The sequence below is a fragment of the Corallococcus sp. AB011P genome (assembly GCF_003611605.1).
GTDB lineage: Bacteria > Myxococcota > Myxococcia > Myxococcales > Myxococcaceae > Corallococcus > Corallococcus coralloides.
The window spans coordinates 446,642-462,922 of record NZ_RAVX01000002.1 but is presented as its reverse complement, the minus strand read 5'-3'; the positions used below and the strand labels follow the sequence as shown (position 1 = coordinate 462,922).

Here is a 16,281-nt window from a genome sequence, read left to right as displayed (position 1 = left end):
GGACCCCGCGAGGCCGGGAACCTGTCGGGAAGGGGATGGGCACAGCCCCCGCTGATCATTCACGCGGGCAGCGCCCTGTCAGGGGCCTGACTGCGACCTGCCATGCATCGGACGTCCGGTCATGCATGGGCGCCTGCGGCGTTGAGATAAGGCCCGTCATCGAATGACGGGGCTGGCGTCGCCATGGGGGGAGCGCATGTCGCGAAAATGCAATGAATTGAGAATCGCTGTCCTGGGAATCGTGCTCGCGGTGTGGGGGTGCTCGAAGGAGCCTGCATCCGAGCAGCCCCCACCGGTACGGGAGGCCCCGGCGGGCGTGCAGGCTGCTCCGGGAGACACCACGAGCCTGGGGGGGCTGCCCGTCGTGCCGGGCCTGTCCGTCGCGAAGGTCTTCGCCCAGAAGCTGGGCAAGCCCACGTCCCTGGGAGAGACGACGGCGGTGCACATGAAGCTGCCGCCCCCCGCCAATCGTGGGCTCTCGAGCAGCCTGGTGCGCGTGGTCGGTGAGCCGTCAGCGCCCACCGTCCTCTTTCGCTCCGACACCCTGGCCCGGCTGGGGGTGATTCCGTCGAGCCCCGGCCCCGAGTTCTTCACCCTCTTGGCGCGGCTCCCGGACCCGGAGGTGGAGCGCCGAGCGGAGCGCGAGCGACGGCTGGCCTCGGGCGAGTTCGGGATGCCCACCCGGGAGACCGTCCTGTTCAACGGCCGCCACCCGGCTGCCCGTTACGAGGGGCTCCCCATGGACGCCAACGCCTTCGCGCAGGGCGCGCTCGTGCCCCAGACGAGCTGTCCCCAGATTCCAGCCTCCACCGAGGCCTGGTGGGAGCGGACGCAGATGATCCGCGACCCGGCCGTGGTGCTCGACCCGGCGCGCACGTGGGACCCGTGCACCGGCGCGGGGACGAAGGGCGGCGTGTGGACCTTCGCGCACCTCATGCGGGAGATGGCCCAGGGGTCCGGCGCGAGCCCGGAGGACTTCGTGCTGGAATGGCTGTCGCTCTGGCTCAATGACTTCCAGTCCAACGGCGACACGGTGCCCGCGCGCCGCAAGATGTATGACGAAGTGATTGCCCCCTGGGCCGCCGCCAGCGGCGCGACCTCGTCCCTCGAGTTCAACGCCTCCACGAACCGCTGGGAGGTGGTGCTGCGCCAGCCGCTGGACCTGGACATCGCGCCCTTCCGGCTGCTGTCCATCGTCAACCGCATCGACCTGGGGGGCAGCTCGGAATACGGAGGCCGGTCATCCAACCCGGGGGAGCTGCGGTTCATCTTCGGGCTGACGCGCCCCTCCCCCTGGGGAGGTGGAACGGAGGCGACGTGCAACCTCAAACCCTTCACCACCATCTTCGAATACGGCGTGCCGGGCGAGGGGTGCAGGGCCATCACCGGCTGGGCGCGGCAGTGGGTGGGGTTGGGGAGGTACCCGTCCTTCAACGCGGCCTACCGGTCGCGACTGCAGCAGATGACGGAGAGCGTCGTCCTGCATGGGCGGGTGCCTGGGAAGGGCAACCGGAGCGCCCTCAATCAACTGCGCACCAACGAGGTGGCCCTGGGGTTTCCATGGGAGCTGCGGGAGTTCCACCTGGCGGACGAGCACCCCGGCAAGGACACCCCCTCCAACGGGCTGTTGCGCGTCCACACGATGGCGCTGACTCCCAATGACGCGACCCACGACTTCCGCACGGACCCCGACGTGGACTTCTTCGTGCGCACGCACGTCAAGAACGGCGTCGAGCAGCCGGTGACCGTCCCCACCCACTGCACCGCCCGCTTCACGGTGCCGGAAGCCGTCAACGGCAGGCCCTTCCTGGGCGCCAACGCGCAGGTGGCGCCGCCCACCCACTGGGAGGCGGTCTCCGCGCTATCCACCAACGCCACGGAGGTCTGCGCGCGGAAGGAGTTCTCCGTGAACACCTGCAATGGCTGTCACTTCAAGGACACGGGCACGAACGACTTCTCCGGCACGGACAACCTGGCCTTCACGCACGTCAGTCCCACGTCGGGCATCCCGGCCCGGCAGTCCAAGTTCCTGACGGGTGGGGGCAACGGCTTCATGTACGTCGTGCCGGACGCCCAGTTTGGGACCGCCTTGACGTCGTGGCCGTTCGCGGACCTGCTGCGCCGCCACCAGCGGCTCCAGGAGCTGGCCCATTGCTCCACCTGCGGATGGTTCATCGACCTGGACGCGGGCTACCTGAACCGGATGGAGGCACTCGCCGGGAGCGTGCCCCTGGACGTGGCGCCCGGCTCACCCAGGCCGACGTTCACGGTGGGCCCCATCCGCGACGTCGGCGTGGTGAAGCAGCTCCTGGAGCTGCGCCCCGGCTTCAGGATCCGGCCGCGGGAGCTGCCGCTCGACTTCCTCGAGCCGCCCGCGGCCCGCGTCCACTGACGGGCCCCGTGATGCGTTGGGCCTCCAAGCGTGTGGACCCCGCGAGGCCGTGAGCCTGTCGGGAAGGGAATGGGTGGAGCCCCTGCTGATCAATCGCGCGGGCAGCACCTTGTCCGGGGCCTGACTTCGAACCTCATGGGTCGGGCGTCCGTGCGCGCACTTCACCCCCGCGGCGTTGAATCAATGCCAGCCATTCAAGACAAAGGCTGGCTTTTCCCGGGGGAATGTATGTTGTGGAAGTGCGAGGAATTGAGAATCGTCGTGGTGGGAGCCGTGCTGGCGATCAGCGGCTGCGCGAAGGAGCCGGCGCAGGAGCCGGCTCCGGAGCCTTCGAGGCAGGACGCCGCGGAGGACTCGCGGGTGAGCAGCACGAGCCTGGGGGAGCTGCCCCTCGTGCCGGGCCTGTCCGTCGCCGGAACGTTCGCCCAGAAGCTGGAACAACCCACGCCCCTGGGGGAGACGACGGCCGTGAACGTGAAGCTGCTGCCCCCGGCCAACCGGCTGCTCGCGGACAGCCTGGTGCGCGTGGTGGGTGACCCGGCGCGGCCCACGGTCCTGTTCCACTCCGACACCCTGGCGCGGCTGGGCGCGATTCCCTCGAGCCCCGGTCCGGACTTCTTCACGCTCTTCGCGCAGCTCCCGGACTCGGAGCTGGAGCGGCGCCAGGAGAATGAACGCCGCCTGGCCTCGGGCGAGCTTGGGGTGACCACCCGGGAGACCGTCCTGTTCAACGGACGCCACCCGGTCGCCCGCTACGAAGGACTCCCCGTGGACGCGGCGGCCTTCGGGTGGGGCGAGCAGGTGCCGGTTACGATCTGCCCCCTGCTGCCGGCCTCCACCCAGCCCCGGTGGGAGCGGACGCTGATGATCCGCGACCCGGCCGTGGTGCTCGACCCGGCGCGCACGTGGGACCCGTGCACCGGCGCGGGGACGAAGGGCGGCGTGTGGACCTTCGCGCACCTCATGCGGGAGATGGCCCAGGGGTCTGGCGCGCGGCCGGAGGCCTTCGTGCTGAACTGGCTGTCGCTCTGGCTCAATGACTTCCAGTCCAACGGCGACACGGTGCCCGCGCGCCGCAAGATGTATGACGAAGTGATTGCCCCCTGGGCCGCCGCCAGCGGCGCGACCTCGTCCCTTGAGTTCAACGCCTCCACGAACCGCTGGGAGGTGGTGTTGAGCAAGCCGCTGGACCTGGACATCGCGCCCTTCCGGCTGCTGTCCATCGTCAACCGCATCGACCTGGCCAGCAGTTGGGACTACGCCGACCGGCAGACCGACCCGGGCGAGCTGCGCTTCATCTTCGGGCTGACGCGCCCCTCGCCCTGGGGAAGCGGCGGCACGGAGGCGACCTGCAACCTCAAGCCCTTCACCGTCATCTTCGAATACGGCGTGCCCGGCGAGGGGTGCTCGCCGGTCGTCGCCTGGGCACGGCAGTGGGCGCTGCTGGGGACGTACAGCTCCTTCAACGCGGCCTACAAGGCGCAGCTCACACAGATGACCCAGAGCGTCGTCCTGCGAGGACGGGCTCCGGGGAAGGGCAACGCCAACGCGCTCAACCAGATCCGCACCAACGAGGCCGCCCTGGCGTTCCCGTGGGAGCTGCGGGAGTTCCGGCTGGCGGACGAGAACCCCGTCACCGGCAAGGACAAACCCTCCAACGGATTCCTGCGCGTCCACACCATGGCGCTGACTCCGGATGACGCGACCCATGATTCCCAGACGGATCCGGACATCGACTCCTTCGTACGCACCCAGGTCAAGAACGGCGTCGAGCAGCCGGTGACCGTCCCCACCCGGTGCACCGCGCAGTTCACGGTGCCTCGCACCTTCAATGGCAGGCCGTTCCTGGGCGCCAACTCGCTGGTGGCGTCGCCCACCCACTGGGAGGGCTTCAGCGTGGTGCCCACGAATGCCACGGAGGTCTGCGCGCGGAAGGAGTTCTCCGTCAACACGTGCAATGGCTGTCACTTCAAGGACACGGGCACGAACGACTTCTCCGGCACGGACAACCTGGCCTTCACACACGTCAGCCCCACGTCGGGCATCCCGGCGCGGCTGTCCAGGTTCCTGACGGGCGGGGGCCCAGGCTTCATGTTCGCCGTACCGGACGCCCAGTTCGGGTCCGCCGTGGCGTCGTGGTCGTTCGCGGACCTGCTGCGCCGGCATCAGCGGCTCCAGGAACTGGCCAACTGCACCACGTGCGGATGGGTCAGGGGCCTGGACACGGGCTACCTGGCGCGGATGGAGGCGCTCGCCGGAAGCGTGCCCCTGGACGTGCCGCCCGGCTCGCCCGAGCCGGCGCTCACGGTGGGCCCCATCCGCGACGTCGGCGTGGTGAAGAAACTGCTGGAGCTGCGCCAGGACTTCAGGACGCAGCCGCGGGAGGTGCCGCTCGACTTCCTCCAGCCGCCCGCGGCCCGCGTCCACTAAAGCCGGCCGGGGCTCCTTCTCCCCTCAGGAGGAGGGGCCCCGTGCCGTTTGCGTCTTTTCAGAACGCGCAGTCCTGGCCGCGCGTGGGCAGCACGGAGGTGGTGCCGGACAGCCAGGTGTCCAGCGCGCGCGCCGCCTCGCGGCCGTCCGCGAGCGCCCAGACGATGAGGCTCGCGCCCCGGCTGGCGTCGCCCGCGCAGTACACGCCCGGCGCGGAGGTGGCGAACTTCCCGTCCACCTGCACCGTGCCACGCGGCGACAGCGTCACGCCCAGCTCCTCCGCCAGCCGGTCCGTGTTCGGGCCGGTGAAGCCCATGGCCAGCACGAGCAGGTCCACCTCGAACACCTGCTCGGAGCCCGGCACCTCCACCAGCTTCAGCGGGCCGTTCGGCTCGCGCTGCACCTCCACGCCCACCGTGTGCAGGCGCTTGAGCTGACCGTCCTCGCCCTCCAGCCGCTTCGTCATCAGCGCGAAGGCGCGGTCGCCGCCCTCCTCCTGGCTGGACGACGTGCGGAACACCAGCGGCCAGCGCGGCCACGGGTTCTCCTTCGCGCGCACCTGTGGCGGCGCGGGGAGCAGCTCCACCTGCATCACGCTCGCCGCGCCCTGGCGCAGCGCCGTGCCCAGGCAGTCCGAGCCCGTGTCGCCGCCGCCGAGGATGATGACCCGCTTGCCCTGTGCCTCCAGCCGCGCGTCCGGCGCGGCGCCCGCCGTCACCACGCGGTTCTGGTGCTCCAGGTAGTCCATGGCCTGCAGCACGCCGGACAGCTCGCGGCCCGGCACGTCCAGCTCGCGGGCCTTGCGTGCGCCCAGGGCCAGCACCACGCCGTCGTACTGCTCGCGCAGCGCGCGCCAGCCCGGCGTGACGGCCACGTCCTCACCCGTGCGGAAGACGATGCCCTCCGCCTCCATCAACGCGAGCCGGCGGTCCAGCACCTCCTTCTCCAGCTTGAAGTCCGGGATGCCGTAGCGCAGCAGGCCACCGGCGCGGCCGTCCTTCTCGTACACCGTCACGCTGTGCCCGGCCGAGTTGAGCTGCGCCGCCGCCGCCAGGCCCGCGGGGCCGGAGCCCACCACCGCCACGCGCTTGCCCGTGCGCCGCGCCGGAGGCCGGGCCTTCACCCAGCCCTCCGCGAAGGCGCGCTCGGAGATCTCCTTCTCCATCTGCTCGATGGTGACCGCGTCCCGGTCGATGGCCAGCACGCACGCGGCCTCGCACGGCGCGGGGCACAGCCGTCCGGTGAACTCCGGGAAGGTGTTGGTGCGGCTGAGCACCTGGTACGCCTCCTTCCACTGTCCCCGGTACACCGCGTCGTTGAAGTCCGGGATGAGGTTCCCCAGGGGACACCCCTGGTGGCAGAAGGGGATGCCACAGTCCATGCAGCGCCCCGCCTGCCGCTTCGCCTCGTCCGCCGCCAGCGGCAGGTGCAGCTCGCGCCAGTCCTCCAGGCGCTCCACCTTGTCCCGCTTGGGTGCGTGGACGCGCTGCCACTCCATGAAACCCGTGGGCTTGCCCATGGTTCAGGCCCCCCCGCCAACGACGTGGAGTTGCTGCACGCCCGCGGCCGGTGGCGGCCTGCGCGCCGCCCTGCGCGCCTGGAGCACGCGCTTGTAGTCGGACGGCATCACCTTCATGAACTGCGGCACCAGCAGCTCCCAGTTGTCGAGCACCCGCCGCGCCAGTGCGCTGCCGGTGTGGTGCAGGTGGCGTTCAATCATCCCGTGCACGAGCCAGATTTCCGACTCGTCCACCAGCGACTCCAGCTCCACCATCTCCAGGTTGCAGCGCTCGCGGAAGGAGCGCTCGCGGTCCAGCACGTACGCGGTGCCGCCGCTCATGCCGGCCGCGAAGTTGCGGCCCGTCTGCCCCAGCACCACCACCACGCCGCCCGTCATGTACTCGCAGCCGTGGTCGCCCACGCCCTCCACCACCGCCTGCGCGCCGCTGTTGCGCACCGCGAAGCGCTCACCCGCGAGTCCCCGCAGGTACACCTCGCCGGCCGTGGCGCCGTAGAGCACCGTGTTGCCCACCAGCACGTTCTCCTCGGGCGTGAAGCGGCTGCCCTCCGGCGGGTAGACGATGATGCGTCCGCCGGACAGCCCCTTGCCCAGGTAGTCGTTGGTGTCGCCCTCCAGCTCCAGCGTCACGCCGGACGCGAGGAACGCGCCGAAGCTCTGGCCCGCGGAGCCCTTCAGCTTCACCCGCAGCTTCCCGTCCGGCAGCCCCTGCGCGCCGTGGCGGCGGGCAATCTCGCCGGACAGCATGGCGCCCACCGCGCGGTGCGTGTTCGCCACCGGCAGCGACAGCATCAGCGGCGGCCCGCCCGCGAGCACGGACTGCGCCTTCGTCAGCAGCTCGTGGTCCAGGTGGTCCGCCACGTCCTTGCGGTGCGGCGTCTGGCAGTGGCGCGGCTCGGTGGCCGGCGCGGACGGCGCGGTGAGCAGCGCGGACAGGTCCACCTTGCGCGCCTTCCAGTGGTCCACCGCCGCGCGCTGGCGCAGCAGGTCCACCCGGCCCACCAGCTCATCCAGCTTGCGCACACCCAGCTTCGCCATGTGCCGGCGCAGGTCCTCCGCCAGCAGCAGGAAGAAGCTCACCACGTTCTCCGGCGTGCCCTGGAAGCGCTCGCGCAAGCTGGGGTCCTGCGTGGCGATGCCCGCCGAGCAGGTGTTCAGGTGGCACTTGCGCAGCATGATGCAGCCCACGGACACGAGGCTCGCGGTGGCCAGGCCGAACTCCTCCGCGCCCAGGAGCGCCGCCACCAGCACGTCACGCGCGGTGCGCAGGCCGCCGTCCACCTGCACGCGGATGCGCGAGCGCAGGCCGTTGTGCACCAGCACCTGCTGCGTCTCCGCCAGCCCCAGCTCCCACGGCAGGCCCGCGTGCTGGAGGCTGGAGAGCGGAGAGGCGCCCGTGCCTCCCTCGTAGCCCGCCACCACCACGCAGCCCGCGCCCGCCTTGGCCACGCCCGCGGCGATGGTGCCCACGCCCACCTCGCTCACCAGCTTCACGCTCACGCGCGCCTTCGCGTTCACGGACTGGAGGTCGTAGATGAGCTGCGCCAGGTCCTCGATGGAGTAGATGTCGTGGTGCGGCGGCGGCGAAATCAGCGTCACGCCCGGCGTGCTCCAGCGCACGCGGGCAATCCGCTCGTCCACCTTGTGGCCCGGAAGCTGGCCGCCCTCGCCGGGCTTGGCGCCCTGGGCCATCTTGATTTGAAGCTCGTCCGCGTTGACCAGGTACTCCGCGGTGACGCCGAAGCGCGCGCTGGCCACCTGCTTGATGGCGCTGCGGCGCGAGTCGCCGTTGGGGTCCTTGGTGTAGCGGCGGGACTCCTCGCCGCCCTCGCCGCTGTTGGACCGGCCGCCCAGCCGGTTCATCGCGATGGCCAGCGTCTCGTGCGCCTCCGCGCTGATGGAGCCGAAGGACATGGCGCCGGTGACGAACCGCCGCGCCAGCTCCAGCGCGGGCTCCACCTCCTCCAGCGGCACCGGCGTGCAGCCGTCCGTCACCACGTCCAAGAGGCCGCGCAGGTTGCTGTGCTCGCGCGTCTCGTCGTCCGCCAGCTTCGAGTACTCCTGGAACCGGGCCGCGTCGTTCGTGCGCACCGCCTCCTGGAGCTTCGCCACGGTGGCCGGGTTCCACTTGTGCCGCTCACCCTGCCGGCGCCAGCGGAACTGACCGCCCACGGGCAGCAGGTCCTCCTCGCCGTCCGCGCCGGCGCCGAAGCCGCGCGCGTGCCGCTCCGCCACCTCGCGGCCCAGCTCCGGCAGGCCCACGCCCTCCACGCGCGACGACGTGCCGGTGAAGTGCTTCTCGATGAGGCTTCGTTGCAGGCCCACCGCCTCGAAGAGCTGCGAGCCGCGGTAGGACTGGAGCGTGGAGATGCCCATCTTGGACATCACCTTGAGCAGGCCCTCCTCCACGCCGTGCAGGTACTGCGCCTGCGCCTTGTCCGCGTCCGCCTTGAGCTCACCCGCGTCCGCCAGCGCGCGCAGCGTGTCCAGCGCCAGGTATGGGTTCACCGCGGACACGCCGTAGGCGAACAGGCACGCGAAGTGGTGCACCTCGCGCGCCTCCGCCGTCTCCAGCACGATGCCCGTGTACATGCGCGTGCCGTCGCGCACCAACCGCTGGTGCACCGCGGACACGGCCAGGAGCGCGGGGATGGCCGCGTGCGCCGCGTCCACGCCCCGGTCGCTCAGCACCAGGATGCTCGCGCCCGCGTCGACGGCGTCCACCGCCGCCGTGCACAGCCGCTCCACCGCGACCTCCAGCGCTGTCGCCGCGCCGCCCGCGTGCGGGTACAGCAGGCTCAACGAGCGCGGCTCGAAGAGGCCCGTGTCTCCGCGCAGGTTCGCCAGCCGCGCCAGCTGCCCGTTGGTGAGGATGGGGCCGGGCAGCGACAGCCGGTGGCACTGCTCCGGCGTCTCCTCGAAGGTGTTGCCCTCCGGGCCCAGCGCGGTGGCCAGCGTCATCACCAGCGCCTCGCGCAGCGGGTCGATGGGCGGGTTGGTCACCTGCGCGAACAACTGGTGGAAGTAGTTGAAGAGGGTGGGGGCCTGGTCGCTCAGCACCGCGAGCGGCGTGTCCGTGCCCATGGAGCCCGTGGGCTCCTTGCCCGTCTCAGCCATGGGGGCCAGCGTGGTGCGCACGTCCTCGTCCGTGTAGCCGAACGCGCGCTGCAGCCTCCACAGCGTCTCGCCCTTCAGGCGCGCAGGGGCGGGGACGGCGGGCAGATCCTCGAAGGTGAAGACGTTTCGCTGGAGCCAGCGGCGGTAGGGCCAGCGCGAGGTGATTTCATGCTTCACCTCCTCGTCCTCCAGGATGCGCCCCTCCGTGGTGTCCACCAGCAGCATGCGGCCCGGCGTCAGCCGGCCCTTGCGGCGCACCTGCGACGAGGGCACGTCGATGACGCCCGTCTCCGACGCCAGGATGATGCGGTCGTCCTCCGTCACCAGGTAGCGCGCGGGGCGCAGGCCGTTGCGGTCCAACGTCGCGCCAATGAGCTGCCCGTCCGTGAACGCGATGGCCGCGGGGCCGTCCCACGGCTCCAAGAGGGACGCGGAGTACTCGTAGAAGGCGCGGCGCTCGTCGCCCATCTCCTTGTGGCCCTCCCACGCCTCCGGGATCATCATCATCATCGCGTGGGGCAGGGTGCGGCCGCCCAGGTAGAGCAGCTCCACCATGTTGTCGAACTGCGCGGAGTCGCTCTTGCCCGGGACGATGATGGGCCACAGCGGCTCCAGGCTCCCGCCCAGCTTCGCCGTCTGGAGCAGCCCGCGCCGCGCCGTCATCCAGTTGCGGTTGCCACGCAGTGTATTGATTTCACCGTTGTGCGCGATGAAGCGGAACGGCTGCGCCAGCTCCCACGTGGGGAAGGTGTTGGTGGAGAAGCGCGAGTGCACCAGCGCCAGCGCGCTCACGAACTCCGGGTGCCGCAGGTCCGCGTAGAAGCGCGGCAGCTGCCGGGGCAAGAGCAGGCCCTTGTAGATGAGCGTCTCCGACGAACAGCTGGCCACGTGGAAGCGCCCCTGCGGATCCACGCCGCGCGCCAGCACGCGGTTCTCCACCAGCTTGCGGATGCGGTAGAGCTTGCGCTCGAAGGCGCTGGGCACCACGCGCCTGCGCGCGATGAAGAGCTGCCGGATGACCGGCGCCGCCTCCCGAGCAAGCGGCCCCAGCTCCTCCGGCGCCACCGGCACGTCGCGCCAGCCGAGCAGCCGCTGCCCCTCCTCCTCCACCACGTCCTCGAACAGCGCCTCGCACGCGCGGCGCGCCTCCGGCTCCGGTGGCAGGAACACCTGCGCCACGCCGTACTGGCGTCGCGGCGGCAATTCGAAACCCAGCCGCGGCGCTTCGTGGTTGAAGAAGCGGTGCGGCAGCTGCACCAGGATGCCGGCGCCGTCGCCCGTCTCCGGGTCGCGCCCTGCCGCGGCGCGGTGGCTCAGCCGGTTGAGCAGCTCCAGCGCGTCCTCCACGATGCCCCGCGAACGCTGTCCACGGATGTGGGCCACGAATCCCACGCCGCAGGCGTCGTGCTCGGTCTCCGGCTCATACAGCCCGTAGCGCGGAGGGAGGGTGAACGGCATCGTCAGGGCCCCTTTCCCGCATGACGCGGGAAGCCAAGCTGTGGAGCATTCAGGCTAACGCGTTGTGTCGCGGCCCGTAAAGACAGGGCGACTCAGGGGGTCGACTCACCGCGTGGAGTGGTGCCGGGGAAACAGGCACCCCGTGAAGCCTCACGCTCCGTGCGCCCCCCGCCGCATGCGTAAGTGAACGGACAACAGTCACCCGCGATGAACGGCCAACATTCAGCGCAATTGGTTCTTTCCTCGTGCCGCGCCGCTCCCGATCCTCCGGGCACCTTGGAACTGATGCAGCGGCTGAGGACGGAGACGCGCCCCCACCATGAGCGCACGGAGGGCGCGGTGCGTCTGATGGACGCGCACCTGACACCCGCGGACTACCAGCGCCAGTTGGAGGCCTTCTACGGTCTCTACCTGCCCCTGGAAGCGCTGCTCGCCGGACCCCTGGCGGCCCTGGAGCCGGCGCTGGATTCGAGGGCGCGCTGGAAGACGCCGCTGTTGGATGCGGACCTGCGCGCCATGGGGCACGACACGGCCTCGCTCGCGCGGCTGCCGCGCGCCTCTTCACTGCCGGCGCTGCCGGGGCTGGCGGAGGCGCTGGGCTGCGCATACGTGCTGGAGGGCTCCACGCTGGGGGGCCAGCTCATCCTGCGCCACCTGACGCGCCACTTCGGGCCGGACGCGCGCGTGGGGAACTTCGCCTTCTTCCGGGCCTATGGCGACCAGGTGGGCCCCATGTGGCGCGCGTTCGGTGAAGCCCTCACCCGGGCGTCCGAACGGGCGGCCTCCGACACCTTCGACGCAGCCGTCGTGCAGGGCGCCCGCGATACCTTCGACACCTTCGCCGCCTGGTTGATGCGAGAGCACGATGGCTCCGTCCGTCTCTGATGCCGACCTCAGCGTCTGCGAACGCGAGCCCATCCACCTGCTGGGGGGCATCCAGCCCCGGGGTGTGCTCGTCGCCTTCCCCCCGGACACGGAGGCCGTCGCGGTCGTGAGCGCGAACGTCCCCGCGCTGCTCGGCGCAGGGCCGGATGCGCTCCTGGGCAAGCCCCTGTCCGGCGTGCTGCCGCGCGGGCTGCTCGCGCGCGTGGAGGCGGGCACGGGGCCGGGGCCCGTCACCGTGGAGGTGTCGGGACAGCGCTGCTCCGCGCTCCTGCATGACAGCGACGGCCTGCGCGTGCTGGAGCTGGAGCCGCTGGCGGACGAGGACGTGGGCGCGGAGGAGACGGCGCTGGGCGCGGTGCAGCGGCTGGTGTCGCCGCTGGCGCGCGCGAAGGGCACGGTCGCGCTGCTTCAAGAGGCCGCGGACGCGGTGCGGGAGCTCATCGGCTACGACCGGGTGATGGTCTACCGCTTCCACGCGGACTTCCACGGCGAGGTCGTGGCGGAGAGCGTGCGCGAGGGCGTGGATTCCTTCATGGGCCTGCACTACCCCGCGAGCGACATCCCCGCGCAGGCGCGCGCCCTCTACACGCGCAACCCCGTGCGCCTCATCGCGGACGTGGACGCGAAGGCCGTGGGCCTGGTGCCGCCGGTGCTGCCGGGCACCCAGCGCCCGTTGGACCTGTCCGGCTCCGCGCTCCGCAGCGTGTCGGAGATCCACCTGGAGTACCTGCGCAACATGGGCGTGGGCGCGTCCTTCAGCGTGTCGCTCCTGAAGGACGGACAGCTCTGGGGGCTCATGGCCTGCCACCACCTGGCGCCCCGCACGGTGTCCGCCGCGCGGCGGCAGGCGTGCGAGGTGCTGGCGCGCGTGTTGTCGCTCCAGCTCGCCGCGGAGGAGCGGAGCCTGGAGTCCGCCGCCCAGGCGCGCCGCGCGTCGCTGCTCAACGCGCTGGTCCTGCCGAACCTGGGCGAGCACAGCCCCGCGAAGGCGCTGGAGGCGCAGGCCCCGCTGCTGATGGAGCTCACGGGCTCCCACGGCGTGGCGCTGGTGCTGGGCGCGAGCGCGGGCCCGGAGGCGTCGCCCCTCTTGCTCGGCACCACGCCGTCCGCGGAGGAGGTGCGCGCCCTGGTGGCCTGGCTTTCGGAGCGCGAGCTTTCGGAGGAAGCCTTCCACGTGGACCGGCTGGGGGACGTGTACCCGCCGCTGGCCTCGCGCGCGGACGTGGCCGCGGGCCTGCTGGCGGTGCGCCTGGACCCGTCCGTGCCGCACTTCGCGCTGTGGTTCCGCCCGGAGGTGGCGCGCACCGTGGCGTGGGCTGGCAACCCGAACAAGCCCGTGCGTCCGGAACCGGGCCATGCACGGCTGCGTCCCCGCGCGTCCTTCGACGTGTGGCGCGAGGAGATGAAGGGCGCCTCCACTCCGTGGTCCGCGCAGGACCTGGAGGCGGCGCGCGCGCTCAAGGGGGCGCTGGTGGGCGTGGTGCTGCGGCACGCGGAGGAGCTGGCCCGGCTGTCGCGGGAGCTGGCCCGCTCCAACGCGGAGCTGGACGCGTTCGGCGGCACCGTGGCGCACGACCTCAAGGAGCCCCTGCGCGGCATCCTCCAGTACAGCTCCTTCCTGCAGGAGGACTTCGGCTCCACGCTGGGCACGGACGGACTCGGGCAGCTGGAGGCCCTGGGGTGGCTGGCGAAGCGCACGCACGAGCTGCTGGACAACCTCTTCGAGTTCAGCCGCCTGGGCCGCCTGGAGCTGTCGTGGGAGGAGACGGATCAGCAGGCCCTGGTGGAGGACGTGCTGAGGACGCTGGGCGCACGGCTGGAGGAGGGCAGGGTGGCGGTCCGCCTGCCCCGCCGCCTGCCCACGGTGGCGTGTGACGCCGTCCGCATCCGCCAGGTGTGGGCCAACCTCATCAGCAACGCGGCCAAGTACCAGACAGCCGAGCCGCGCTGGGTGGAGGTGGGCTTCGTGGGGCCCGGGGAAGCGCGCCCGGAGGCGGCGCGGCACGTCACCGCGCCCTACCTTTTCTACGTGAAGGACCCGGGCATCGGAATCGCGCCGCAATTCCACGAAGCCATCTTCGAGCTGTTCCGCCGCCTGCATCCCGCGCAGGCCTATGGCGGCGGCACGGGGGCGGGGCTGGCCATCGCGCGCCGGCTGGTGTCGCTGCACGGCGGCGCGCTCTGGGTGGACTCCGCGCCGGGCCAGGGCTCCACCTTCTTCTTCACGCTGGGCGAGGGACCGCGTTCATGAAGCCGCTGCTGCTGGTGGAGGACAGTGATCCAGACGCGGAGGCGCTGATGCGCATCGCGAAGCGGCTGCCCCTGCCCGTGCCGGTGGTGCGCGTGCGCGACGGCGAGAACGCCCTGGACTACCTCTACCGGCGCGGGGCCCACGCGGACGCGGAGCGCCCGGTGCTCGTCCTGCTGGACCTGCACATGCCCGGCATCAGCGGGCGCGAGGTGCTGGCCACGCTGAAGGCGGACCCGGACCTGCGCTCCATCCCCGTCATCATCTTCTCCTCCTCCGTGGAGGTAGGGGACGTGGAGGGCGCCTACGCGGACGGCGCCAACAGCTACCTCTTCAAGCCGGAAGTCGGTCCCCAGCTGCAGGCCACCGCGGAGGCGCTCCACGCCTTCTGGTTCAAGGCCGCGCGCCTGCCCGAGGTCCAGGAGCCGGAAGCATGAGCCTGCGCGTGCTGCTGGTGGACGACGGCATGGCGGACCGCCTCGCGGTCAGCCGCGCGCTGGCGCGTGACCCGGACATGCAGTGGGAGGTGGTGCCGGTGTCCTCCGCGGAGGACGCGCTGGCGTACCTGGCCGCCAACACCGTGGACGCGATGCTGCTCGACTACCACCTGCCCGGCATGAACGGCGTCAGCATGCTCCAGAGGCTCACGGAGCTGGCGCTGCCCAGGGTGCCCGCCGTGGTGGTGCTCACCGGCAGCGGCAACGAGCGCGTCGCGGTGGACGCCATGAAGGCCGGTGCCCAGGACTACCTGGTGAAGGAGACCTTCAGCCCGGAGCGCCTGCGCCGCAGCCTGCGCGCCGCGGTGGACACGGTGCTGATGACGCGCGAGCTGGAGGAGCGCCGCCTGCGTGCCGAGCGCGCCGAGGCCGCCGCTCGCGAGGCCCTGGCCGTGCGCGACGAGCTCTTCTCGCTGGCGACGCACGACTTGAAGGGCCCGCTTCAAATCATGACGCTCAACGCCCAGGTGCTGCGCCGGCAGATTCCCCCCGCCGCGATGACGCCCGCCCTGGAGACGCGCCTGGGCCACATCGTGCGCGCGGCGCACCGCATGGGCGAACTCATCGACCACTTCCTGGAGGTGACGCGCGGCCAGGAGCGCCCCCTCAAGCGCGAGCCCATGGACCTGCTGGCCATGGTGCGCGGCAAGGTGCGCGAGCTGGAGGCCAACGCGTCACGCCACCACTTCGTCCTGGAGGTGCCGGACGGGCGCGACTTCACCGGCGACTGGGACGCGCACGCCCTGGAGCGCGTGCTGGAGAACCTGATGGGCAACGCGGTGAAGTACAGCGCCGCGGGCTCCACCGTCATCGTGCACCTGACGGTGGAAGAAGCGCAGACGCAGCAGTTCGTGCTGCTCGCCGTGACGGACCAGGGCATCGGCATCCCTGCCGGGGACCTGCCCTTCGTCTTCGAGCGCTTCCACCGCGGGCGCAATGTGTCCCGGGACGTGTCCGGCAGCGGCGTGGGCCTGGCCAGCGCGCGCCGCATGGTGGAGCTGCACGGCGGCACGCTCGCCGTGCGCAGCGTGGAGGGGCAGGGCTCCACCTTCACCGTGCGCCTGCCCCGGGGCATCGCGCTCCCCGCGGGGCCCGCGCGGTCCACGTCCGAGCACACCGCGCCGTAGCGCGGCGCTTCAGGACACCGCGGGCACGCCGCCGCGCAGCATGAAGAACACCACCACGCCCGTCACCGACACGTAGAGCCAGATGGGCGCCAGCCACCGCGTCACCTTGCGGTGCCGGGCGAACTGCTGCCGCCAGGAGAAGTAGAAGGCCACCAGCGCCATGGGCAGCACCGGCATGGACAGGAGCACGTGGCTGGCCAGCAGCGTCAGGTACAGCCCTCGGAAGTCGCCCACGTAGCGCGTGTCCCCGTGCACGAAGTGGTAGGCGAGGTAGCCCACCAGGAACAGCGCGGACGCGGCGAACGCGCTCACCATTAGATTCTGGTGCACCTTCCGCGCGCCGCGCTTGATGGCCACCCAGCCGCCCAAAAGCAGCGCCGCCGCCGTCGCGTTGAGCCCCGCGTTCACCGCCGGCATGAAGCGCAGGTCCACGCCCATGCCCGCGCCTCCGCGCCGGATGAGCAGCAGCCACGCCAGCAGCGCCAGCGCGCCAGCGGACACCACGCCGATCGCGATGAAGAAGGAGCGGTCGTTGGTGGACGAAGACGACGGGGTGAGCCCGGAAGCGGCGTTGGACATGTCTCCCTTGTGGACCGCGTCCGGACGGC

The 16,281-nt window shown here is 71.4% G+C and carries 9 protein-coding genes; 6 read left to right on the top strand and 3 right to left on the bottom strand.

Translation table 11 applies throughout. The annotated features are described in order from the left end of the window. Positions 1-217 precede the first annotated feature (217 nt). Together D7X30_RS07135 and D7X30_RS07130 are read left to right on the top strand one after the other, a co-directional pair. Positions 218-2,392, top strand: coding sequence for a hypothetical protein (locus D7X30_RS07135; RefSeq protein WP_233591433.1), 2,175 nt, complete (start codon positions 218-220; stop codon positions 2,390-2,392). A 249-nt stretch (positions 2,393-2,641) separates the two neighbouring features. Next, entirely contained in the window at positions 2,642-4,822 is a 2,181-nt protein-coding gene (locus D7X30_RS07130) for a hypothetical protein (protein WP_233591432.1), read from the top strand. Positions 4,823-4,880: 58 nt separating this feature from the next. On the opposite strand, the gene D7X30_RS07125 is transcribed toward D7X30_RS07130, so the two are convergent. Together D7X30_RS07125 and gltB are read right to left on the bottom strand one after the other, a co-directional pair. After that, on the bottom strand, positions 4,881-6,341 hold the full coding sequence (locus tag D7X30_RS07125) for a glutamate synthase subunit beta (protein WP_120562088.1): 1,461 nt from the start codon (positions 6,339-6,341) through the stop codon (positions 4,881-4,883). 3 nt (positions 6,342-6,344) lie between these two features. Beyond that, entirely contained in the window at positions 6,345-10,916 is a 4,572-nt protein-coding gene (gltB, locus tag D7X30_RS07120) for a glutamate synthase large subunit (protein WP_120562087.1), read from the bottom strand. Positions 10,917-11,201: 285 nt separating this feature from the next. On the opposite strand from gltB, the gene D7X30_RS07115 reads away from it, so the two are divergent. Genes D7X30_RS07115 through D7X30_RS07100 form a run of 4 tightly spaced genes read left to right on the top strand, consistent with a single transcriptional unit; the run spans position 11,202 to position 15,673 of the window. Beyond that, the gene (locus D7X30_RS07115; RefSeq protein WP_120562086.1) at positions 11,202-11,801 is read left to right on the top strand and encodes a biliverdin-producing heme oxygenase; all 600 of its coding nucleotides are present in this window, start codon (positions 11,202-11,204) and stop codon (positions 11,799-11,801) included. Beyond that, a complete protein-coding gene (locus D7X30_RS07110) occupies positions 11,782-14,052 on the top strand; it encodes an ATP-binding protein (RefSeq protein ID WP_120562085.1) in 2,271 nt (756 codons plus the stop codon). The genes D7X30_RS07115 and D7X30_RS07110 overlap by 20 nt, the downstream gene beginning before the upstream one ends. Next, positions 14,049-14,486 (top strand): response regulator, encoded by a 438-nt coding sequence (locus tag D7X30_RS07105; RefSeq protein WP_120562084.1) that lies wholly within the window; start codon positions 14,049-14,051, stop codon positions 14,484-14,486. Before D7X30_RS07110 ends, D7X30_RS07105 begins: the two co-directional genes overlap by 4 nt. Beyond that, the gene (locus tag D7X30_RS07100) at positions 14,483-15,673 is read left to right on the top strand and encodes a hybrid sensor histidine kinase/response regulator (protein ID WP_120562083.1); all 1,191 of its coding nucleotides are present in this window, start codon (positions 14,483-14,485) and stop codon (positions 15,671-15,673) included. The genes D7X30_RS07105 and D7X30_RS07100 overlap by 4 nt, the downstream gene beginning before the upstream one ends. Positions 15,674-15,682: 9 nt before the next feature. On the opposite strand, the gene D7X30_RS07095 is transcribed toward D7X30_RS07100, so the two are convergent. Then, on the bottom strand, positions 15,683-16,252 hold the full coding sequence (locus tag D7X30_RS07095) for a DUF420 domain-containing protein (RefSeq protein WP_120562082.1): 570 nt from the start codon (positions 16,250-16,252) through the stop codon (positions 15,683-15,685). Positions 16,253-16,281: the final 29 nt, after the last annotated feature.